Origin of the sequence: Shewanella sp. Shew256 (genome assembly GCF_002196695.1) — a bacterium.
GTDB classification, from domain to species: Bacteria; Pseudomonadota; Gammaproteobacteria; order Enterobacterales; family Shewanellaceae; genus Shewanella; species Shewanella mangrovisoli.
In genome coordinates, this window is the sequence record NZ_NAJR01000001.1 from 446,873 (window position 1) to 470,746 (window position 23,874).

The 23,874-nt window shown below is 48.8% G+C and carries 18 protein-coding genes; 11 read left to right on the plus strand and 7 right to left on the minus strand.

The window, feature by feature from the left end:
* Positions 1-19: 19 nt before the first annotated feature.
* Positions 20-1,171, minus strand: coding sequence for a methionine adenosyltransferase (metK, locus tag B5P39_RS01930; protein ID WP_011621567.1), 1,152 nt, complete (start codon positions 1,169-1,171; stop codon positions 20-22).
* Positions 1,172-1,650: 479 nt separating this feature from the next.
* Between metK and tkt the strand changes: the two genes are divergently transcribed.
* The 8 genes from tkt to B5P39_RS01970 all read left to right on the plus strand — a co-directional run bounded on the left by tkt (position 1,651) and on the right by B5P39_RS01970 (position 11,408).
* Positions 1,651-3,645 (plus strand): transketolase, encoded by a 1,995-nt coding sequence (gene tkt / locus B5P39_RS01935; RefSeq protein ID WP_088210263.1) that lies wholly within the window; start codon positions 1,651-1,653, stop codon positions 3,643-3,645.
* A gap of 128 nt (positions 3,646-3,773) precedes the next feature.
* Positions 3,774-4,790: an erythrose-4-phosphate dehydrogenase gene (gene epd, locus B5P39_RS01940; RefSeq protein ID WP_088210264.1), complete on the plus strand. Its 1,017-nt coding sequence runs from the start codon at positions 3,774-3,776 to the stop codon at positions 4,788-4,790.
* 133 nt (positions 4,791-4,923) lie between these two features.
* The gene (locus B5P39_RS01945) at positions 4,924-6,099 is read left to right on the plus strand and encodes a phosphoglycerate kinase (RefSeq protein ID WP_088210265.1); all 1,176 of its coding nucleotides are present in this window, start codon (positions 4,924-4,926) and stop codon (positions 6,097-6,099) included.
* A gap of 199 nt (positions 6,100-6,298) precedes the next feature.
* Positions 6,299-7,366, plus strand: a complete 1,068-nt coding sequence (fba, locus tag B5P39_RS01950) for a class II fructose-bisphosphate aldolase (protein ID WP_011621571.1) — start codon at positions 6,299-6,301, stop codon at positions 7,364-7,366.
* Between the two features lie 137 nt (positions 7,367-7,503).
* Positions 7,504-8,241: a DUF481 domain-containing protein gene (locus tag B5P39_RS01955; protein ID WP_011718152.1), complete on the plus strand. Its 738-nt coding sequence runs from the start codon at positions 7,504-7,506 to the stop codon at positions 8,239-8,241.
* A 240-nt stretch (positions 8,242-8,481) separates the two neighbouring features.
* Positions 8,482-9,951 (plus strand): sodium:proton antiporter NhaD, encoded by a 1,470-nt coding sequence (gene nhaD / locus B5P39_RS01960; RefSeq protein WP_011718151.1) that lies wholly within the window; start codon positions 8,482-8,484, stop codon positions 9,949-9,951.
* 166 nt (positions 9,952-10,117) lie between these two features.
* Positions 10,118-10,867 carry a winged helix-turn-helix domain-containing protein gene (locus tag B5P39_RS01965; RefSeq protein ID WP_088210266.1) on the plus strand — a complete coding sequence of 250 codons (750 nt, stop codon included), beginning with the start codon at positions 10,118-10,120 and terminating at the stop codon, positions 10,865-10,867.
* A gap of 61 nt (positions 10,868-10,928) precedes the next feature.
* Entirely contained in the window at positions 10,929-11,408 is a 480-nt protein-coding gene (locus B5P39_RS01970; RefSeq protein WP_254915673.1) for a hypothetical protein, read from the plus strand.
* 56 nt (positions 11,409-11,464) lie between these two features.
* Here the strand turns inward: B5P39_RS01970 and B5P39_RS01975 are convergent, their stop codons facing one another.
* Positions 11,465-11,986, minus strand: coding sequence for a hypothetical protein (locus B5P39_RS01975; protein WP_088210268.1), 522 nt, complete (start codon positions 11,984-11,986; stop codon positions 11,465-11,467).
* A 10-nt stretch (positions 11,987-11,996) separates the two neighbouring features.
* Positions 11,997-12,818 (minus strand): cytochrome C, encoded by an 822-nt coding sequence (locus B5P39_RS01980; protein ID WP_164717971.1) that lies wholly within the window; start codon positions 12,816-12,818, stop codon positions 11,997-11,999.
* 445 nt (positions 12,819-13,263) lie between these two features.
* Here B5P39_RS01980 and B5P39_RS01985 point away from each other — a divergent pair, with 445 nt between their 5' ends.
* From B5P39_RS01985 to B5P39_RS01995, 3 genes are all read left to right on the plus strand, one after another.
* Positions 13,264-14,007 (plus strand): winged helix-turn-helix domain-containing protein, encoded by a 744-nt coding sequence (locus B5P39_RS01985; RefSeq protein ID WP_011718146.1) that lies wholly within the window; start codon positions 13,264-13,266, stop codon positions 14,005-14,007.
* Positions 14,000-14,530, plus strand: coding sequence for a hypothetical protein (locus B5P39_RS01990; RefSeq protein ID WP_011718145.1), 531 nt, complete (start codon positions 14,000-14,002; stop codon positions 14,528-14,530). The genes B5P39_RS01985 and B5P39_RS01990 overlap by 8 nt, the downstream gene beginning before the upstream one ends.
* Positions 14,531-14,614: 84 nt before the next feature.
* Positions 14,615-16,012: a hypothetical protein gene (locus tag B5P39_RS01995; protein WP_011718144.1), complete on the plus strand. Its 1,398-nt coding sequence runs from the start codon at positions 14,615-14,617 to the stop codon at positions 16,010-16,012.
* On the opposite strand, the gene B5P39_RS02000 is transcribed toward B5P39_RS01995, so the two are convergent.
* The 4 genes from B5P39_RS02000 to B5P39_RS02015 all read right to left on the minus strand — a co-directional run bounded on the left by B5P39_RS02000 (position 15,984) and on the right by B5P39_RS02015 (position 23,676).
* On the minus strand, positions 15,984-18,230 hold the full coding sequence (locus B5P39_RS02000; RefSeq protein WP_088210269.1) for a PAS domain-containing protein: 2,247 nt from the start codon (positions 18,228-18,230) through the stop codon (positions 15,984-15,986). The two genes, B5P39_RS01995 and B5P39_RS02000, sit on opposite strands and share 29 nt — an antisense overlap.
* Positions 18,231-18,363: 133 nt before the next feature.
* On the minus strand, positions 18,364-19,068 hold the full coding sequence (locus B5P39_RS02005) for a TatD family nuclease-associated radical SAM protein (protein ID WP_088210398.1): 705 nt from the start codon (positions 19,066-19,068) through the stop codon (positions 18,364-18,366).
* Positions 19,069-19,255: 187 nt separating this feature from the next.
* Positions 19,256-22,459, minus strand: coding sequence for an efflux RND transporter permease subunit (locus B5P39_RS02010; RefSeq protein WP_088210270.1), 3,204 nt, complete (start codon positions 22,457-22,459; stop codon positions 19,256-19,258).
* A complete protein-coding gene (locus B5P39_RS02015) occupies positions 22,459-23,676 on the minus strand; it encodes an efflux RND transporter periplasmic adaptor subunit (RefSeq protein WP_037430327.1) in 1,218 nt (405 codons plus the stop codon). The genes B5P39_RS02010 and B5P39_RS02015 overlap by 1 nt, the downstream gene beginning before the upstream one ends.
* Between the last annotated feature and the right edge of the window lie 198 nt (positions 23,677-23,874).

A 23,874-nucleotide genomic window follows, 5' to 3' on the forward strand; every position in this document is an offset into this window, starting at 1 on the left:
AGCGTGAGCTTAATGCAGATTACAGACCTGCATCGGCGCGAAGTGCGTCAGCTTTATCCGTCGCTTCCCATGGGAACTCGTTACGGCCAAAGTGACCATAAGCGGCGGTTGCTTGATAGATTGGGCGAGCTAGGTTCAACATTTCGGTCAGGCCGTATGGGCGCAGGTCGAAGTGTTGACGGACTAACTTGATTAAGACTTCTTCTGATACTTTACCAGTACCGAAGGTCTCAACGCTGATAGACGTAGGTTCAGCCACACCGATAGCGTAAGACACTTGGATCTCACAACGGTCCGCTAAGCCTGCTGCAACGATGTTTTTCGCTACGTAACGGGCAGCGTAAGCCGCACTACGGTCAACTTTTGATGGGTCTTTACCAGAGAAAGCACCACCACCGTGACGCGCCATACCACCGTAGGTATCTACGATGATCTTACGACCGGTTAAACCACAGTCACCCATTGGACCACCGATAACGAAACGGCCAGTTGGGTTGATGAAGTATTTAGTGTCCTTGTTCAGCCATTGTGCTGGCAGAACTGGCTTGATGATGGTTTCCATCACGCCTTCGATCAGATCCGCTTGGGCGATGTCAGGGCTGTGTTGGGTAGACAGTACGATCGCATCGATACCAACAATTTTGTTGTCTTCGTAAGCGAAGGTGACTTGGCTTTTCGCATCAGGGCGTAACCATGGCAGAGTGCCATCTTTACGCACTTCTGATTGGCGCTTCACTAATGCGTGGGCATAGGTGATTGGCGCTGGCATCAGAATGTCAGTTTCGTTGCTGGCATAACCAAACATTAAACCTTGGTCGCCAGCACCTTGTTCTTTTGGATCGGCACGGTCGACACCTTGGTTGATGTCTGGAGACTGTTTACCAATCGCATTTAATACTGCGCAAGAATCGGCATCGAAGCCCATATCGGAATGGACATAACCAATTTCACGAACCGTTTTACGGGTCAGCTCTTCAATATCAACCCAGGCAGAGGTGGTCACTTCGCCACCTACTAATACCATGCCAGTTTTGACATATGTTTCGCACGCAACACGTGCTTTAGGATCTTGGGCCAGAATCGCATCTAGCACAGCATCAGAAATCTGATCTGCAATCTTATCGGGATGACCTTCTGAGACCGACTCAGAAGTAAACAAGTGCTTTGCCATAGTAGGAAAATCTCGTCGTTAGCAATCAAACGTGTAGAAGCATCTACATCTAGACGGCTATTTTAGTGGAATTTCCCTTGGTTGACACCCCCTAAACTAAATATTTGTGTGTAAAGTGAGGTAAGCCCCAAATCTGGCTGAGTTTGCGGCGCTGGAGTTTCTGCTCTAACTCAATGAATTGATAGTGGTATGTGGTTTTTGTTCCAGATGAGGTGGGTAAGTTGTCGCTGAGCTAAGCTCAAACCAAGGTTGTAGCCTGATTGCTATGGGACTAAATGTGACAAAGGATATAACATATTTAAATTATTGTATTACAAATGTGTTTAATGTGTTTTAAGATGAATTCGCCTAAACCTTCAAAGGTGTAATCCACCAGACTGGACAGTGGAATGCAATTTTCGTTTGCGTCGCTTCGCTATGTAGGGGAAAATATGCGTCCAAATTGCCCGCTAGACCCCACAAATTAAGCAGGAGAGAGCATGTCTTCCCGTAAAGTACTCGCCAACGCAATCCGTGCGTTAAGTATGGATGCAGTTCAAAAAGCAAACTCAGGCCACCCTGGCGCCCCAATGGGCATGGCAGATATTGCTGAAGTGCTGTGGAATGATTTCCTTAAGCACAATCCGAACAATCCGAAATGGGTAGATAGAGATCGTTTTATCCTCTCTAACGGTCACGGATCTATGCTGATCTACTCTTTATTACACCTGACTGGCTACGACCTGCCTATCGATGAACTGAAGCAATTCCGTCAGTTACATTCAAAAACTCCGGGTCACCCAGAATACGGCTACACCCCTGGTGTTGAAACCACCACTGGCCCATTAGGGGCGGGGATCAGCAACGCTGTGGGTATGGCGATTGCAGAAAAAACCTTAGCGGCACAGTTCAACCGTGAAGGTCACGAGATTGTTGACCACTACACATACTGCTTCCTCGGCGATGGCTGCTTGATGGAAGGTATTTCCCACGAAGCTTGTTCTCTGGCTGGTACCTTAGGCCTAGGCAAACTGATCGCATTTTGGGATGACAATGGCATCTCTATCGACGGTCATGTTGAAGGCTGGTTTACCGATGACACGCCAAAACGTTTCGAATCATACGGCTGGCATGTAATTGCTAACGTTGATGGTCACGATAGCGATGCGATTCGCGCGGCTATCGAAGCGGCAAAAGCCGTGACCGACAAGCCAACCATGATCTGCTGCAAAACCATTATCGGTTTTGGTTCACCAAACAAATCTGGCAGCCACGATTGCCACGGCGCACCATTAGGTGATGCTGAAATCGCAGCGGCCCGTGAATTCTTAGGTTGGCCACATGCGCCATTCGAAATCCCTGCCGACGTATACGCAGGTTGGGATGCTAAAGAAGCCGGTAACGCCCGTGAAGCGGCTTGGAACGATAAGTTTGCCGCTTACGCTGCTGCTTACCCAGAACTGGCTGCCGAATACGAGCGCCGTGTGATGAAAGGTGAATTACCAGCTGATTTCGAAGCTAAAGCGCAAGCCTTTATCCAAGAATGCCAAGCGAAAGGCGAAGGTATTGCGAGCCGTAAAGCGTCACAAAACGCGATTGCCGCCTTCGGTGCGGTTCTGCCTGAACTGTTAGGCGGCAGTGCTGACTTAGCGGGTTCTAACCTGACCTTGTGGGCAGGTTCTAAAGGTATTCAAGAAGATCCAGCGGGTAACTACGTGTACTACGGTGTGCGTGAGTTCGGTATGAGCGGCATCATGAACGGTGTGTCACTCCACGGTGGTTTCATCAACTACGGCGCGACGTTCATGATGTTTATGGAATACGCTCGTAATGCAGTACGTATGTCTGCGCTAATGGGCATTCAAAACATCTTCGTTTACACCCACGACTCTATCGGTCAAGGTGAAGATGGTCCAACTCACCAACCAGTTGAGCAATTAGCTAACCTGCGTATGACGCCAAACATGGCGGTATGGCGCCCATGTGACGCGGCTGAAACCGCAGTGGCATGGAAAGCGGCTATCGAACGTCGTCATGCACCAACATCGCTAGTATTCAGCCGTCAAAACCTGAAGGCTCAACCACGTACTGCTGAGCAGTTAGCTAATGTGGCAAAAGGCGCTTACGTACTGCAAGACTGTGCGGGTACGCCTGAGTTCATCCTGATTGCAACCGGTAGTGAAGTGCAATTAGCGGTAGAAGCGGCGGCTGCGCTGACTGAACAAGGCAAACAAGTTCGCGTGGTTTCTATGCCATCAAACACTGAGTTTGATAAGCAAGATGCCGCTTACAAAGAGTCTGTACTGCCAAAAGCGGTGACTAAGCGTATCGCTATCGAAGCGGCCCATACTGACTTCTGGTACAAGTATGTTGGTTTCGAAGGCACTGTTGTTGGCATGACCACTTTTGGTGAGTCTGCGCCAGGTAACGTCCTGCTGAAGCACTTCGGTTTCACCGTTGAAAATGTGCTGAATGCTGCAAAATCACTAGGCTAATCGCTTAGGTGATGAGATTACCGACAAAAGGTTAAACTTTTGAAAGGTTAATCTGTATAATGCGGCCTGCAATCGTTTGCAGGCCGTTTTTGTATATGCAGTATTGTTAAGAGGAAATAAAGACCTCAATGATCCGAGTCGCAATCAATGGTTATGGTCGTATTGGCCGCTCAATCCTTCGCGCTTTATATGAGTCCGGAAAACGTCAGCAAATACAAATTGTCGCAATCAACGAGTTGGCTAAGCCAGAAGCCATCATTCATCTGACCCAGTACGATACTACCCACGGTCGGTTTCAGCCCAGAGTCAAATTAGTCGATGATCAGATGCTGATCGGCGATGACGTCATCAAAATTCTCCATGAACCGGATCCAGCCAAGCTGCCTTGGCGCGAGATGGACATCGATATCGTCTATGAAGCGACTGGCGCCATCTTAGATCGCAACAGTTGCGAGGCCCATATCTACGCAGGCGCCAAACAGGTCTTAATCAGTCACCCTTCTTCTGCCGATGTTGACGGCACTATCGTTTACGGTGTGAACCAAGACTTACTGCGCGCCGAGCATACTGTGGTCTCCAACGCCTCTTGTACAACCAACTGTATCGTGCCCGTTATCGACGTGCTGGATAAACACTTTGGCGTGAAAAGTGGCGCGATTACCACTATCCATTCGGCGATGAACGATCAGCAAGTGATTGATGCCTATCATGATGACTTACGCCGCACCCGAGCTGCGGGTCAGTCAATCATCCCTGTCGACACTAAACTTGCCCGTGGTATCGAGCGGATTTTGCCGCACATGAAAGACAAGTTTGAGGCGATTTCGGTGCGCGTTCCCACGATCAACGTTACCGCTATCGATCTTTCGGTAACATTAGATAAAACAGTGGATATTGCGACCGTCAATCAAGTGTTAGAATTGGCCGCCAATGGACGATTTAACGGTATCTTAGGCTATACTGATGAGCCGCTCGTATCCTGTGATTTTAACCATGATCCGCGCTCAAGCATTGTCGATGGCACCCAAACTCGGGTGAGCGCAGGGCAGTTGGTGAAACTGTTGCTGTGGTGCGATAACGAGTGGGGCTTTGCAAATCGTATGCTAGATACCAGTTTGGCGATGATTGCAGCTAAACAAAGCTGAAGATGAGAATTTATACCAGTGGGTTAAGCCTAGTGGCCAATTCGACGGGATGTCGAGTGCCGAGTAGCTATCTAGGCTAACCGATTGATGCAAAACCAGTTTGTTTTTTTTGATTATAAAAGGAAGCGTTACCATGGCAATTATCAATATGTCAGATTTAGATCTCCAAGGTAAGCGAGTGCTTATTCGTGAAGATCTCAATGTGCCAGTCAGCAACGGCGTCGTCACCAGTGATGCACGTCTGCGCGCCTCTCTTCCCACTATCGAATTAGCCCTTGCCAAAGGCGCTGCGGTAATGGTGATGTCTCACTTAGGTCGTCCAACCGAAGGTGAATACAACAGCGAATTCTCCATGCAACCTGTGGTCGATTACTTGGCCAAAGCCCTGTCTTGCCCTGTGCGCTTAGCGACCGACTATTTAGACGGCGTTGAAGTTGCGGTAGGCGAAGTGGTTGTGTTTGAAAACGTTCGCTTTAACAAAGGCGAGAAGAAAAACGACGAAGCCCTGTCAAAGAAAATGGCAGCCTTATGTGATGTGTATGTGATGGATGCCTTCGGTACCGCTCACCGCGCAGAAGCGTCTACCAATGGTGTTGGCTTACACGCACCTATAGCCTGTGCAGGCCCATTATTAGCACAAGAATTAGAAGCGTTAGGCAAAGCCCTAGACAACCCAGCGCGCCCATTAGTGGCCATCGTTGGCGGTTCTAAAGTGTCGACTAAGCTGACCGTATTAGAAAGCTTATCTGGCATCGTGGACCAGTTAGTCGTTGGCGGTGGTATCGCCAACACCTTTATCGCTGCGGCGGGCCACAATGTAGGTAAATCCTTATACGAAGCGGATTTAATTGATGAAGCTAAGCGCTTAGTGGCGAATGCCCAAAGCCGCGGTGGCGACATCCCAGTACCTACCGATGTGGTTGTTGCGGGTGAGTTTAGCCCAACGGCCGCCGCGACCTTAAAAGCGGTCAATGAAGTGGGCGATAGCGACATGATTTTCGACATCGGCCCCGACAGTGCCGAAGCGTTAGCGAAAATCATCAAGTCTGCTGGCACTATCGTATGGAACGGCCCTGTGGGCGTGTTCGAGTTCGACCAATTCGGTGAAGGTACTAAGCGTATCGCGCAAGCTATCGCTGATTCTAAAGCCTTCTCTATCGCTGGCGGTGGTGACACCTTAGCGGCGGTCGACAAGTATGATATCGCCGATAAAGTCTCTTACATTTCTACTGGCGGTGGCGCTTTCCTTGAGTTTTTAGAAGGTAAAGAGTTACCGGCTGTAGCTATGCTAAAACAACGCGGTGCCTAACATTAAGTTAGGTATTGCGCCATCGCGGCAGGGCGCTGCGATGGCACTAAAACTAGATAAAAAAATTATAAAAAACCGCTCATTCTCTTAAGACGACTAAGTTGTTCTTGAGTGATTGAGCATAAAAATCCATCCAAACGATAGCGACCTCGGTGACCTAACGTTGATGTGACAGTCACCCTATTATTGGAGTTAAAAAATGGCGTTAATTTCCCTACGACAACTACTCGATCACGCGGCAGAGCATGGATACGGTGTGCCAGCGTTCAACGTAAACAACCTTGAGCAAATGCGCGCTATCATGCAGGCTGCAGAAGCCACAGACAGCCCTGTTATCGTGCAAGCCTCTGCGGGTGCACGTAAATATGCGCGTCCACAATTCTTAAAATACCTGATGACGGCTGCACTTGAACAGTATCCAGATATCCCAGTCTGTATTCACCAGGACCACGGTACCGATCCTGACATCTGTCAGCGTTCTATCCAATTAGGTATGTCATCAGTCATGATGGACGGTTCATTAATGGCCGACGGTAAAACCCCAGCATCTTACGAGTACAACGTTGATGTGACTCGCAGAACCGTAGCATTCGCCCACGCTTGTGGTGTGTCTGTAGAGGGCGAAATCGGTTGTTTAGGCAGCTTAGAAACCGGTACAGCTGGTGAAGAAGACGGTGTGGGCGCAGAAGGCGTATTAAGCCACGACCAATTGCTGACCAGCCCAGAAGAAGCGGCACGCTTCGTTGCCGATACCCATGTTGACGCGCTGGCGATTGCAATTGGTACTAGCCACGGTGCATACAAGTTCAGCCGTAAACCCACGGGTGATGTACTGCGTATCGACCGCATCAAAGAAATCCATGCCCGCATTCCTAACACTCACTTAGTAATGCACGGTTCATCTTCAGTACCTCAAGAATGGTTACAGATCATCAACCAATACGGTGGTCAAATTCCTGAAACTTACGGCGTGCCATTAGAAGAAATCGTTGAAGGTATCAAACACGGCGTGCGTAAAGTGAACATCGATACCGATTTGCGCTTAGCGTCTACCGGTGCGGTACGTAAATACTTGGCCGAACACCCAAGCGAGTTCGACCCACGTAAGTTCCTGAAAGCCTCTATGGAAGCGATGGCAGACATCTGTACTGTTCGCTACGAAGCCTTTGGTTGTGCGGGTCAAGCTTCTAAGATTAAGCCTTTGTCTTTACAAGCAATGTACAAAGCTTATCAGTCAGGTGCTTTAGACCCTAAGATCAACCTGTAAGGCTTAAAGCATGTTTAAAAGCCCGCTGATTAGCGGGCTTTTTTATGCAAAAAACCGTTGAATTTTCATTTTTTAATCGTAAATGTTAGTATTGCGCAGATTTTTTAGGGGATAAAACGCAACAGGAACGGATAAACATGAAGAAAGTACTGACCGCAGCGCTATTAATGACTGCGCCATTTATGGCTAATGCGGGAGCCGATTTTGTAAAAGGCGACAAGACATTCGCAGGTGAAGCCGAGTTAGGTGCAACCTTAACCACAGGTAACACCGATACCTCATCCTATAAGGGCCGCTTAAGCCTAAAACACGAACTGGGTGACTGGGAAAACCAATATCTTTTAGAAGGTTTGTACAAAGAAGATACGGGTGAAGTGACAGCTAAACGTTATTTAGCGGGTGCTCAAGGCAACTATAAGATGACAGATCGCAGCTATCTGTTTGCCAACGCTAACTACGAAGTTGACCCTTTTACCGGTTATGACTACACAGTATCAGGTGCTGCGGGTTATGGTCACAGACTCTATGACACCAGCAAGACCTTCTTGGATGTGGAAATCGGTCCCGGTTACATCTATCAGCGCCTCGATTCAGAGCAAGCCCTGCTAGAAGGCACAGATTCGAATGACAGCGTGGTTGCCCACGGCGTGATTAACTTCGAAACTGAAATCACTGAAACCTCAAAATTCCAGCAACGTTTTGTGGCCGACTACGGCGATAAATTAGATGCGCGTTCAGAAACCTCGCTGACGGCCAATATTATTGGCGCCTTGGCGATGAAGTTTGCGATTATCGTGCGTTACAACAGCGAGCCGCTGGATGATAAAAAGAGCACTGATACCGAAACAAATATGACCTTGCTCTATTCGTTCTAATCAATGTGATTGATATCAATAAAAAAGCACCGAGAGGTGCTTTTTTATTGGCTGTTTTTGGACTAACTTGAAACAAAGTTAGTTAATTCTTTATTAGTTATGTCTGTAGTTATACAAAAATTAATGTTGTAGATGCCCTTGGTTATCGGGAAATGCATAGAAAGTTGCGTTTTGTCAAAATTTACAGAGCCCGAGCTATGGTAATTTTCGAACTAATTTCCCTTGCAGAGATCAACTTTGATGAAATTACAGCGGTGGTTTAAAAACAGTGGAGTGGTGCTAGCTAGCCTATTCTGCGTTGCAATATTGAGCGGATTCTCACCAGCAGTTTGGGCAATGACCGAAGGAACAGAACGGCTCGATTTAACCGCTGCATCAGTGGGGTATATTGCCGTATGCGTCTTCGTACTCGCCTATATTTTGGTGATGGCCGAAGAGGCGCTACACCTGCGTAAATCCAAACCCGTATTGGTCGCAGCCGGCATTATTTGGGGCATGATAGGTTTTGTGTATGTGCAAAATGGCATGTCGGAGGTTTCCGAGGCGGCCTTTAAGCACAATCTACTGGAATACGCCGAGTTATTACTCTTCCTCTTAGTGGCGATGACTTATATCAACGCCATGGAGGAACGTAACTTATTCGATGCAATTCGCGGTTGGTTAGTCGGACGGGGATTTAGCCTGCGAACTGTGTTCTGGCTGACGGGGTTTATGGCATTCTTCATTTCACCGGTGGCCGATAACTTAACTACAGCATTATTGATGTGTGCCGTGGTGATGAAGGTCGGCGCGGGGCAGCGCAAATTTATTACGCTGGCGTGTATTAACATTGTGGTCGCGGCGAATGCGGGCGGTGCCTTTAGTCCCTTTGGCGATATCACCACCCTGATGGTGTGGCAAAAGGGCTTAGTGCACTTTGCTGACTTCTTCCATCTGTTTATTCCCGCCTTGGTCAACTTTGCCTTGCCTGCGGCGATTATGAGCGTGTTTATTCCACGTTATGTGCCAGAGCCAGAAAAAGAGCAGGTGTACACTAAACCCGGTGCTAAACGTATCGTGGCGTTATTCCTGCTGACCATTGCGACGGCAGTGTGTGCTCATTCCTTCTTCGGCATGCCACCTGTGCTTGGGATGATGACGGGTCTGGGCTTCCTACAGTTCTTTGGTTATTACCTGCGTAAGACCTTCGACAAATCCGTTGCCCGTGAGCGTGCAAAGGCGGAATTACGTCAGGATAAACAACGACTACAACAACTTGGCAGCGTGGTGCCCTTCGATGTGTTTAGCCGGATCTCCCGCGCCGAATGGGATACCTTACTGTTCTTCTACGGTGTGGTGTTATGTGTGGGCGGCCTTGGCTTTATGGGGTATTTGAGCTTAGTGTCTGAGGCACTGTATTCCCATTGGGATGCAACTTATGCCAACGTGGCTATTGGTCTGTTGTCTTCGATTGTCGATAATATTCCAGTGATGTTCGCCGTATTGACCATGAACCCAGAGATGGCCCTCGGTCAATGGTTACTGGTGACCTTAACCGCGGGCGTTGGGGGTAGTTTATTATCCATCGGCAGTGCGGCCGGGGTTGCCTTGATGGGACAGGCTAGGGGGATTTACACCTTCGGCGCCCATTTACGTTGGACACCTGTGATCGCGCTTGGCTATATTGCTAGCATTTTGGTACATATGTGGCTCAATGCTGCAATGTTCTAAAAACAAATGAAACACTATGTATCGTCGTTTGTTTTTAGCATTAAATGTTTTATTGATGTGTTTCACAGATTATTCATCTGACCATGTTAGGTGGCATTAAGATCACTGCGTTGTTTTAGCTCGAATTGTATACTCGGTCTCAAGTAAGATGATGAAAGAGGCCGAGATGCAAATAGGCGCTTGTTGGTTTAATGCACAGGAACAAGTGCTGGTTGATTCGGCTTCAGGACGCAGCTGGTTATTGAGTGCGGATGAATTTCAAATACTTTCTCTGCTGAGTGCACAGCGCGGCAAAGTCGTTTCGCGCATGGAGTTACAGCAGGCGATTCGGCCGCAACTCAAATTGTCTATGCGTGCTGATGACTTGCTCAATAGCACCATTCGTCGCTTAAGGTTATTTCTCGGTGACGATGCGGCGCATCTATTAGTTAATGTTGCTAATCAAGGTTTTATCCTTTACGCCACCCCTAGAAAACAATCTCGTACCGAGCTTAATTCGCCGCTTTTTAAACTAGGTATGCCGCAGTTTATGTTGCTGATGCTCTTGACCTTGGCAACGCTGTTTTGGGTTGGCTCTCGGATCTCCCATCCCACGAGCATCGCGCCCAATTATGCGACGCAATTACCTATGCATAATGGTGATTTGTCAGAGATCCAATTCTATACGGGGCAGCCGACGGACCATTCGATGAAGCCATTAGTCGACCACTTTCTGGTGCAGGTTTCGGCTTGTGCCATTTTCCCTTGGCAATCCATCGCCGCCACTATCTCAACGGACCAAAAGTTTGTGAGTCTAGTGCTAAAAAATGAAGATGCCGATGGGCTGAGATTCGAGACCATCAAGATGATGTCCGAGGATTTTAATGCCGATGTGATTGATGAGTTATGGCTAAAAATGGTGGGGATCTGTGCTTAAATTTTCTGATTTAACGGCGAAAACCCATAGGTTTCGTTTATGGCATGTAGTTGGAATAATTGTGGTTTTATCCAGTATAGTGCTGGGCACTTACGCCATGAGCTTTAACAGTAAGCAACTCAATTTGAGTTGCCAAGCTAAGCTGTACCAATCGCCTTTTATGGCCGAATCTCTGCCTGCCTTTAGCCAAAGCTTAGCCCTCGATGTGGCGATAGAGGCTAATCACGCTAAGTTAAGTTATCGCTATGCACAGGATGGGCAAGACTTGGCTGCGCTGATTTACCGCGGCAAAGTCAGTGCCTTAGAGCCTGGCACTATGACTTATAAGCTGAATTTAGACCAAGCCAATTTAAAAATGGACCTACTGCAAACCGAAGTGCCCGACTTAATGCGTGCCGAGGTGCGAAAATCCCGCCAAGCCTTATTTGAGCAGGGCAGAATGAGTTTCGATATGCAGATTGTGGATATGGATACCTTAAATGATTTCGTGTTGATTAAGTTCTATCCCAGCGGGCATTTGTGGGCTTGTAGGAGTCATTAATATCAGCAATAAAAAGGCATCCCATTGGATGCCTTTTTTTGGGCGCGATGATGGGATTACTGCGGTGTGACTTGGACTAATGTCAGTTCATTATTGGCTTTAGCACCATAGATCTGAATGGCGACCTTGATTTGGGACACGGCGCCACTGGGGTCCTGTTGCTGCCAATCGAGACCCGCGATTTCAAACTGATATTGGCCATTCTTGACTTCGGTCAGTTGACCCGAACATTCCCCTTGGCTCTGACAGCGATAGCTTTGGGTCACATGCCAGCGTTTCCATGCCTTAGGATTGGACGAGGCTTTATCCTTATTAGGGAAACCAAAGTAATAAATGTCATAGCTCTTGGCGGCGGTAATCGCCGCTTGGTTAGCATCGGTTAATGAGAACACTAAGCTGCCAGTGTTGGAGTCAAACTGTTCTACCGCCAGATTAATCTGGGTGGCCTCATCGATACTTACTGTGGTTTCGACCGGCGGTGGTGGCGGAGGCGTGATCTCCTCGGATTTATCATCGTCACTACCACAGCCAACAAGGGCGAGTGTACCTAGGGTTAATGCGAGTAATGGGTATTTCATCACTGCCTCCTTAATTGAAGTGGCCAGTGTGGCACGTGGTGCATTCCATATCGGTTTTAACACTTGCCGCCGAACCTAAGGTACTGGTGCTGCCGTGGCAGACTTGGCAATCCTGCGCTTCCAGTGAGGGTTTACTGCCGGGGAGGGCGCCAATATTCTCGCCCTGATAGGCACGGTTTAGCAGTTCAACCAAGTAATAGGCCATAGAAGCCGATAGGCGATAGCAGCGCTCACCCTTCTTGGCGAAGGGCAGGCCAGAAGCCCGTGACCAATTACTGATGGAGGAGTGGCACAGCACACTCATGGCTTTCGATGAGCTACCTACAAGGGCGGTTTTTTCCGCTGTCGAGCCGATACCTGCAACGAACTCAGGGGTCGATAGTGGCAAGGTGGTGTTTTCATAGTAACGGAAGGTATTGGCGATAACCGCGCTATTCTGGCCGTTAATATCATCTAAGATGTTGACTAACATACCAATAGCGTTGAGGTTACCACAGAGTGTGCCTTGGCCTGTGACCCCAGCAAAACCATACCCCGCAAGGGCGGTGGGAATGGTTTTAAATTTGTCGGCATCGGCACTATTTGATTGCGCTAGCATAGTGATAACCGAATGAAACACTTGGTGCATACAGCCGCCACCCGTCTCGTAGGCAAGTTTTGCGGTTGCCATGGCATCGAGTGGCACATATTTGAGTTTTTCCCCGAGGGCTAATTGATATTGACCGTCGGCATTGGTCGCCGCAAATGCTGACGTACCCATTAAAGTTGCGCCCGCAGCCGCCGTGCTGATACCGATAATGCGAGTTAATGCTTGGCGTCGATTAATGCTCATCATGAATATCCTCTTTTATTAATTGCTTTTATTTATCAATCAGTAACCATTGGTTGATGACATCATTCTAGAAACTACAGCAATAAATAGTGTGATTTGCGGCCGGGGATATTTGGTCTCCCCAAATCGCTGGCGGTGGGAGAAGAACAATCGTTTTAGCCGATGCTTGCTAGGTGGTTTTGTGGTTCTGCTCGATTTCAATTTGCGGTAACGCACATTATTTGTGGCATTTATGTAAATTTACGCGGATTTATCACTAAGCTAGGGGGCTGCAAATACCATTTATCGCTGTGAGCTGAAGCAGATTTTTGTTCTATGCTCATTTACCTGCGGGGGAAGCTCACGAAAATTAATTATTTAGCACCTTGGGTTAACGGGATCACAGTAATCATTAGCAGGCTTGCATAGACTTAATTCGATGATTTTATAGGTTGGAGTTTGAATTATGCAGGTGGGGGGCTGTTGGTTTGACCGTGAGCGTGGCTTACTCGTCGAACAGGCTCGTGATGAATCTTGGCACCTTCCCCGTGCCGAGTTGCAAGTGTTGAGCCTGTTGGTTGAACATCAAGGCAAACTGGTCTCCAAGCATGAGTTGAAGACTGGCGATGGGGCGCATCCTCCTCTGACTGATACTTCGTTAGCGCGGGCGGTCTTTATGATCCGCTCCTTCCTCGGGCCCCAATATGAGGGGCTGATAGAAACCGTCAAGGGTCAAGGCTATCTGTTGCATTGTACCCAAGGGCAAAAGCTAAAAAGCTTACGCTATCCTAGGCTGCAATCCTTACCTTGGTGGAGTGTGTTGCTGGTTTTTGGATTTATGCTCGCGATTTCAGGCTTTTATCTTAGCCGCATCGACCACAGCGTACCGACGCAGCCTTTGCTCTCTACCGATTTGCCCTTAGCCTCGGGTCAACATATTCGACTGCATTTGTATGCCAACTCGAAAACCAACAATACCCTATTGTTTGAGTTAGGCGACCGCTTAGGCCAAGGGCTAAGTCGCTGTGGTCACAGTGATTGGTCCGAAGTGTATTCCTCTCTCTCCCACGATAAACAGGTGCTCAACATTACTATGCGGGGTTATAAACTCGGGCAATCGGTGATCCGTAACTTGAAGATCAGCGACTTTAGGCGGCCGAAGGAGTTTATCGATGTGAACTGGCTTCAGGAGGTCGGGATCTGTGGCTAAGTGGCTCAAGTGGACGATAAATCTAACCATTCTCTCGGCGCTAATTGTCGCCTGCGGGGTGATTTACCTGCAATCTGTCTCCAATAAGGCGGTGATCTTAAATTGCAGCTCAGAACTCTTCGACCGCCATACGCAGCAAGTGGATGAGGGTAAATTCTACTTATTGGTCGATGTCTTAATCTCGGCGGGCAATGCGCAAATCAATTACCGTTACTTTAACCTCGATGGTTCAAGCGCGGGTGCGATTCTGATGCAGGGCGAGGTCAAGAGTATGGAGCTGAACCGCATGACCTACAATGTTTCAGTTAAAACCAAGACAGAGTCCGAAGACATAGATAAAAAGTCTTGGCCCGAACATATGAAATACCTTTCCTACATCAGCAGCTTGCACTTTAGTGAATCCGGCAGACACAATCTCAGCATTGAGGTGCTCGATAGCGACACGAATCAAGACTATGCGGTTGTCTTATTCCAACCGAGTAACACTGTTTGTGGCTGTCGAATCGTCAATAGCCGAATTTAATCAGTGAATTTGCTGCGCTTTCGGTTTAGATTATATTTTCCATGGTGTTAATGCCGACTCTTCCATCTCAATCATAAGGTTGTTGTGTTTAAGATACGTGTCAAACAAGAAGAATCCCTGTCGATTAAGTTCAGCCATCAGATGGAAAAGGGCGATAATCGTCAGCTCGATCTCTATTTCTTTTTACCAAAGGAAATGGGCATAGGCGCGCACACTTTAAACGAAGAAGAGTATTACCACAGCGCGATTGTGGGACGCCGCTCTTACTACTCCGAAGGGCTGCACTTGCCACTGGTGCAAGGGCGTTTCGCCAGTATGAACCGCCGTACTGTGGAAGAATTCCGGTTGTACTTAAACCTGTTTGCCTACCAGTTTGCCGTCGCGGTGGAAAACGATGTCAAAGAACTCAATCGCATCGCCGATGTGGAACACTTCTATCTGGCGCTCGATGAGCTGTGCGAGCAGGTGACGCAACTGCTGAAAAAGTTTCGCCGTAATGAGCCGGGCGATCCTAAATGGAAATCCTATTTCGAGAATGCCGATAACTATCTTTCCTGGTTCTGCGAGCAGCAACTGCTAAAAGTACTTGCCCATGCTACCCGCACCAGCGATTTTGCCGACATCCAAGAACGAGTCTTGACCCTGTGCCGCACCGAATGTGCTTATCGCGATGCCAACAACTATAACTCGGCGCAGACCAAGCAAGATCCCAACCGAATTTCGAATAAAATGCTGTTATTGCGGCGCTTAATTCAGCAAGGTGTGGTACTCAAAGAAGAGTTAAAACCCTTAGGCATTGGCCTTAAGAAGTTTACGACTGGGCTGGCGACCGCATTGGTGATGTTGGTGGTATCGGCGCTGATTATCGAAGCGCAGGGCGTCTTTAGCGGCTTTACCATAGCGCTAGTGCTGACGCTGGCGGTGATTTACGGATTTCGTGAAATCTTTAAGGACGATGTGCGTAATGCCCTCTGGCGCTTTATTCAGCGTGGTCGGCCGCGTTGGAGCCGTATCTTAAGGGATACCACCAGTCAGTCGGTGATCGCTAAGCAATTAGTCTGGCTCGAATTTATGCGGCAGCAGGATTTGCCTGAGAAGGTTAACGAAATCCTAAAACAACGGCATAGCCAGAATAAGGTCGATGCCGAAGTCCTGCATTATAAGATTGCCACTCGGGTAAATCATGGCGAGTTTCAGGCGGGATATTCGACCATACAAGAGCAAGTGAACTTCAGTTTTGTGCCCTTTGCCCGCTACTTAGAGCGGGGCAAGGCCAAGATTTATAAGGAACTTGAGGGCAAGATCAGCCATGAGTCGGTCGAGCGTCGTTACCAAGTGAATCTGATTTTAGTGCTGCGGGACGGCCGCGAAGAGCCTGAATACGCGCGCTACAAAATCACCATGAACCGCTCGGCCATTATCGAGATCACCCAAAGTAAGTTACCCGATTCCTTTAATCCGCCCGCCAAGGCTGACGAGTAAAGGCCTGGCCGATATTCTGATCGTTATTCTGCTTCGCCCGTTTGAGCGCCACCTCGGCATTACTGAGGTATTGCTCTAGGCTTTGTCCTTCCTGATAGCTGGCAATCCCAATGCTAATCCCTTCACCTAAGCCATTGCTGTTGAGCTTTTCTATGGTATTGAGGGCGAAGTGATGCGCCGCCGTGGCATCGGTATCTGGCAGTAACAACAACAGTTTACCGAGTTGCCAGTGAAGGATTTGGTAATGGGTAGGGATTTCGAGCAAGAGCTGCACTTCCACTTCCTGCTGACGTGTCTCGAGTTGGTCGATATCACTCATATGGCTGAGTAAACCCTCGGGGTTGATATCCATCACTAGCAGGCTTGAGTGGTTGCGGCTTTGGGGGGAAAGCGATGCAAAATAGCGTTCTAAATCGGCAAGATGCTGCAAAATGGTGCTGCGGTGCGGCACAAAGCTGCGCGGCTCTGCGCCCCTTAGACTATCGGCGGCTTGCTCTAAGGTACAGATGATATAATCAATCTCACCGTCGGCGGCCACATGGCCCTTTAAGGTGGCCTGTAAACAATTTGAATGGCGCAGATTGGGCGAGCAGAGGATCTGCCCTTGCCATTGACCTTGCATGCTGATCTGAGCGGTGATCCGCTGCCACTGGTTACCCAGATCGTTGGCGAGCAGTGAGGCTAAATCATGGTTCAAATCGCCATTAAGCTGCATCAGTTGATCGAATACCGGATTGATTTTTATCAGCTTACCATTGGCGTCCGTCAGCGCTGTGGCCACAGTCGTATCGCAGAGTAAGTCGCTTAAGAAGGCTTGATTCTGGCAATCGATCATGGCGCTAATATCTTCAAGGGAGACTAACAGATGCGGTAAGCCGCGCCCTAATCTCGGCGCTTGGCGTACACACACGCTAAGTCTTGAGCCCTTATCATTGTCTAGCGACAGCTTGCCTTGCCACTCACCCTGTCTATGCACTTGGTCGAGCATTTGTGCGTGGGTCAGGTCGTCGAGATTCAGCGCACGTTGCAGGCTGCGATCTGTGAGTTCATCCTGTGGGACTTGTGTCGCCTCGGCCGCTTTGGGGTTGGCACTGATGATCCGTGCCTGCTCATTGGCGAGGATAAAGCCGATATCATTGTTAAATAGTGCATTGGCCACATCGATACTGTATTGGCGCGAGCGATACTGCAGGCGATACATATGGCTGAGTAAGATCACCCAAGCGGCGAGTAAGGTCAGGATTAACGCGGCGACGATAACGATGTTCTGCCACTGGGAAAACTTGGAGGCGATGTCGGCATTACGAATATAAGAGAGTAAAAAGTACTCGCGGCGCAGTTCAGGCTGGTTAGTTAACTCGACTTTGAGGTACACGAAGGTGGCATCTTCACCATGGAATTGGCCAAAGTTGCTCATCGACATTTCCCGCCACAGCGCCGGATAACTCTGGCGCAAACTGGCGCCTAAGGTATCGGGAATATGGGTTAAGGGCGCGAGTTCACTCACTCCAGCATAGAGTAACCCTTGGGTATCTAACACTAGCATCGGTGATTTATTGCTTGAAAATGCAGGCTTTATCGCTTCTAGCATCTGCACAATCGAGTTATAGGTAATCAAATAACCCATGGAGCTTTGATCGGGTTTCTCAAGCCAAGTCATTTGATACATATAGGGTTCGAGCATGCCATTAAGGGGCACAAACTCTAAGGGCGAGGTAAAGACTTCTTTGCCGCCTAAGTTACGACTCGAGCCTAACAGGGCGGCGGGTAGCGCGTCCTGACTAAAGTTTGAAGGTGTCGCAAACTTATAATTACCTTGGGGATCGAACAGGGCAATCCCGAGGAGTTCGGGAATATGCTGTACTAACTCCTGCCAACTTGCCTGTAATTTCTGTTGAGACGAGGCCGTTGGATTTTTGAGGTACTGCTTGAGTAATTCGTCTTTGGCAAATAGCTGAGTGCGAAATTGCTGGAAGGCGACCTTATCTGTGATCAGCGTGCCTATGGTTTGTAGTTCGCTATATCTTTGGGTTGCCCATTCTTCTTGTAACCGACGTTCACCTAAGGTAATGATTAAGTTAGTTAAAATAATCATACCTATCACCAGCATCGATAACTGGCTCGCGACAGCCAACAGGCGTTGGTGAGACCAATGCAGCCCTTGGGTCAATGAAAGTAATGGCGCGAGTGGGTGTAGGTTAGGGTTCTTTTTCAGCATGGGCCGATTTAGGGTTGATTAACTGTTAATTAGGCTATGTTAACACGAATGAAATGTTACGACAGTGGCAAGTTGCTCGGCGACTCTGTTATCCCGAGCAATGCATCAACCCCAATGCGGCTGCGCGGAACGGTTAGCCGAGTGCGCCTAACACTCTGTGCTTAAACTCGCAGCCCGAGGCGAGCACTTGTTCGCGGCAAAGATCGATGTCGACCCCTTCTAATCCCTCAATCGCCGAGACTTGAACCCGCTCGATATAATGAGGGGCGAGGGCGATAAAGGCATTCACGGCGGCGTAGGAACCTGCCAGTTTTGGGCGGCAATGTTGGTTATAGGCGGCTTCATTGTCGGCGTTGAGGGAAATGGATAATCCATCCACGCACTCCGCTAACTCGGGCAGAATGTTGCGTCTGTGAACTAGGTTGCCTAAGCCATCGGTATTGACCCGCACGCGGCCACCACGGCGTTTGATTTCTTTGGCAACGGCCAGCAGGGTCGGCAGATTCATCGTCGGTTCACCGTACCCGCAGAACACATATTCCTCAAAGTCTTCCACTTTACCTAATAGCGGGATAATTTCCTCCGGCTTGGGCTGGTGGGTCAATGCCAATTGATACTCGTGAATTTGTTTACTGCCATTGTGTTTAGGACAGAAGGCACACCGCAGGGTGCAGCGACCCGTGATATTCAGATAACGACTCCTGCGAATATCATAGACTAAGGTTTCGGTGGCGCAGGTTTCATTGGTGCACACTTCCGCCGTGGTGTTGCCATTGGCTAAGGTTTCAGTGGCTTTAATGGGGGCGGGGTGGATTGGGGCAGAATGTGAGTTTGGCATCCGATCTGTTTTCATACTATCGACTTTATTGGCATCTTGGCGGTCACTTAAGTTGAGTGTAACGAATGCCATCCTTGATAACTGCCACCTAGATCGCACAACGCGCTTTACTCGTTCGGGGAGGTTAGAGATAAAAAAGAGAGCCTAGGCTCTCTTTTTATGGGGGACAACGGTGACTTGACGACCACTAATCCTGTTTATAGTCAGGTTCATTAAAGGCGTCTAAGGACACCTTGTGGGTCTCATTGGCATGTAAATGTCTCTCCTGCGATGTTTTTGGACGCCACCACCAATGGTAGAAGCGGCTTCCAACACGTTTAGCATCATCGAGAATGATGTACAGCAAAGGCACCAAAATTAAGGTCACCACAGTCGAGAATAGGATACCGAAGGCAAGGGACGTCGCCATAGGGATCACAATCTGCGCCTGTAGGCTGCGCTCAAGAATAATAGGCACAAGACCGACGAAGGTGGTCAATGAGGTCAAGATAATCGCCCTGAAACGATAACATCCTGAATCTACCGCCGCTTGTCTGACCGATTGCCCTTGCTCCCGTGCACGGTTTACAAAGTCCACCAAGATCAAGGAGTCGTTTACCACTACCCCGGCGAGCGCGACGATACCACAGAGACTCAAGACGCTCATGGCAAGACCTTGGATCAAATGCCCAAACAACGCGCCGATAATCCCGAAGGGGATCACTGACATGATGATCAGCGGCTGGCTGTATGACTTAAGCGGCACCGCCATTAAGGCATAAATGGTAAACAGCGCAAAGAAGAAGCCCTGCATTAGACCGACCATAGCATTCTGTTCATCCAAACTGCCGCCATCGAGGGTGGTTTGGATTTTAGGATACTTGGCCTGTAACTGCGGCAGGAAATCCTTTTGTATTTCAGTAACGACCTTAGAAGGCTCCACCTTGTGTTTGTTGGCATTCGCAATAATGGTAATTGCCCGCTTGCCATCGACACGGGTGATTGAGGCGTAGGATTCGCCTTTTTCAACCTCAGCTACAGTAGAGAAAGGCACCGACTTGCCCTGCGGCGTGCGGATCAACATATTCTCGAGGTAGCCAACGGTACGGCGCTGCTCCAAGGGGTAGCGCACCATGACCTTGATTTCTTCTTTATTACGCAAAATACGTTGTGCTTCATAACCATAGAAGCCATAACGGACTTGGCGAGCTAAATCAGACAAGGTTAAGCCAAGCGCTTCGGCCTCGGGGCGGATCTTTAAGCGGATCTCATGGCTACCCGAAGAGAAGTTATCGGCAATATCATACACACCTTCGTAGGTGGCGAGTTTTTGCTTGAGCTCGCGGGCGGCTGCGGATAATTCTTCGAGATCGCTCGAGGTCAATCTAAAGGAGATGTCACCACCGCCACCGCCGTTACCGCTGGCGTTAAAGTCGAGCTTCTTCACCGACAGTAATTCTGGCAGTTGTTCGCGCCATGCGGCGGCAATAGCCTCGCCATCCACTTCCCGGTCTTCGCCCTTGGTGAGTTCGGCAAAGATAAAGGCGGAGGTGCGCGAACTCATATTGATAAAACTATGCTTCACTACTTCGCTGCCGTTGTCCTTCTCCATTTTAGCGTTCATCTTGTACAGGGCTTCTTCAATATCCTGTACCACCTTGAGGGTGTTCTGCTCTGAGCTGCCTTCATCCATCTCCAGCTGTACTTGGATAAAATCCGATGGAATATCGGGGAAGAACACCCAGCGCACTTTGCCGCTGGCGACTAAGGCTATGGATAAAATCAACACACCGATAAAGGCCGCGACAACGTTGTAGCGATGTTGGATACAGCGCTCGAGGAAGTTACGGTAACTGTGGTGAATAAAGTGCTGAACGCGATTGTTAAATTTGTCCTTGAAGCGACCAAAGAAGCCCGTGGGTTCACCTGGTTTTCTGAACTTCATGTGGGCTAAGTGCGCTGGCAGGATAAATTTAGATTCCACCAGTGAAAACGCCAGACACATGATGACCACCATGCCGATGGATTTCCAAATAATCCCCATGGGGCCAGAAACCATCAACATAGGAATAAAGGCGGCGATAGTGGTTAACACCCCGAAGGTGGCGGGCATGGCCACTTTTTGCGCCCCGCGGATCACGTTATCAATCGAGTGTCCGTGCCGTTCGACCTCACTGTAGGCGCTTTCACCTATCACAATCGCATCGTCGACCACTATCCCCAAGACGAGAATAAAGGCGAACAATGTCAGCATGTTGATGGTCATGGAGAAAGGTTCCAACGGCATGATGAGCATAGTGCCGAGGAAACACACGGGTAATCCCATCATCACCCAGAAGGCGAGTTTGAGATCGAGGAACAGGGCTAAGATCACAAACACTAACAGGGCGCCATAAAACATGTTCGACATCATCATGTTCAAACGGCCCTTGAGGTAGTGGGTTAAATCTCCCCAAGTGTCTAATTTTGCATTGGCTGGCAGAGTGGCGCGGCGTTTCTCAACGTAGTCTTTGACCTGTTGAGCAATGTCGAGGGCGTTTTGATCGTTAACGCTGGTCACTTCAATAATGGCCGCAGGCTTGCCGTTGAAGCGGGTGTACTCTAAACGTTCTTCAAAATCGTCCTTAATGGTTGCCACTTGAGGCAACATCACTCGACTACCATCGGCGCGGGTGGTGACGACGATATTGGCAAAATCATCGCCAGTATAGGCTTGGCCTTTTGTACGCAGCAGAATGTCGCCATCTTCGGCGCGGATCGAACCGCCCGGCAAGTCGATAGAAGAGTTTTGCACCGCCAAGGCGACTTGCGAGAAGGTTAAGCCGTATTCCCGCAGCTTATCCTCTGAGACTTCGATACCGATTTCATAGTCGCGCACACCCGTGACTTTCGCGCGGGTGACGGCGGGAAGTTGGGTCAAATCATCACGTACCGATTTAGCCAACTCCTTCATATCGTGCAGCGACATATCACCGTAGACCGACACCCAAATCACGTTGTTTTCGGGTTCGATTTTATAGATTTGCGGTTTTTCGATGTTCACCGGAAAGGTGGAGATCGCGTCCAATCGTAACTTGGCTTCGTCGAGCACGGTTTGCACGTCGTAGTCATCTTCGACTTCGACCGTGATGGCGCCAACCCCTTCACTGGCAACCGAAGTAACTTTCTTAATCCCGTTGATATCTTGGATGGCTTCTTCAATCTTGATGTTGATGCCTTCTTCGATTTCCTGCGGCGCAGCGCCGGGATAAGCAACGGTAATGCTCAATAAGTTAAGGTTAAAAGAGGGAAAGACCTCTTTATTAATCAACACTGTGCTAAATAGACCACCAATCAATAGCGCCCACATTAACAGGTTAGCTGCCACGCTGTTGCGGGCAAACCAGGCTAAGATCCCTTTTTGAGTATCCATTAGTTCACCCCAGCGGCCGCAAGACTCGACTCAGGAGCATCTTCCTTAGGTGTGGGTGTCTGCACCGGCTTGGCATCTTCACCTATGATTTTGACCAACTGGCCATTCGCCATATTGCTAAAGTGAGTGATGGCAACGCGCTCACCAGTCTTTAAGCTGTCTTTGATAAACACATTTTCAAGATCGCTACGTACGACATTCACATGGCGCATCTCGACAATATTTTGCTCGTTAATCAAGGCCACATGCTCGTTACGCACCACGTGGCGAGGCAGTTTAACTATGCCATCGACGGTGCGGCCCTTAATTACGGCATTCACAAAGCTGCCGTATTTCAGCGGTAAACTGCCTTGAGTTTTGTGCTCACGCAGGTAAGGGTCTTTAATCTCGGCGACGAGGTAAACCATGCGGTTATCGGCATCAATCACGCCTTCGCTACGAATAATATTCCCCATCCAAGTGTTTTCCTTACCCGCTAAAGAGGCGCTTAAGGTGACTTGGGTATCGGGGTGATCGACGGATTCTAAATAGGCTAAATCATCGTTAGAGATAGGCAGACGAATTTCGGCAATGCTAGTGTCGTACAGCTCACCCAAGTTAGTGCCTAATGTCACGTACTGACCTAAATCGACATTTCTGGCCTTGATTATGCCGTCAAAGGGCGCGCGGATAACAGTGCGCTCTAAGTTACGCTGGGCGCGTGCCAGTGCGGCCTGGGCATATTTAACGTTGGCTTGCTCTTTTTTCAGCTGCGGGATACGCAACCCCAGCTCTGGCGGTAAGCCTTTGTCGTAGCCCTTAAATTCGATTTTAGCGACTTCGCCACGGGCAATTTCTTCATTGAGCGCTGCGGTTGCCTGAGCCAAGGTGGCTTCGGCTTGCATTAAATCGGCTTCGTAATCCGAAGGTTCGATTTGGGCTAATTGGTCGCCTTTCTTCACTATGCCACCAGCCACAAATTGCGGCGAAATGCTCAGCATCCGCCCTTGGACTTCGGTCACCAGTTGCGTCTTATATTTAGGGGTAACCACGCCGTAGGAAGGAAGATTAAGCGATACCGTTTGCTGCTCAACCTGAGTGACATCGACGATAGGTACTGGCATTTCTTCAGGTTTTTGTTCGGGGGCTTCCTTAGTTGACATCAGTGCTATCGCACCAACAACAAATAACAGCAGTATAAACAGAGGAGATAATCTCCTGAGTAAAGTTTTCATCATATGATTGTTACATCCGTGCTAAATCGCTTAATGCGCCTAAAGTATCAGAGTCGAGCGGCGCAATAAATTTATTTTTGTAAATAAAATGTGTCTAAAGGTGATGGCGCGTTTTTACGGTACGCCACCTCTTTTTGGGCTGCTGATAAGCATACGGAAAATAAGAGTGTTTGGGTCACTCCGTTTGCATTTGTTATAGCG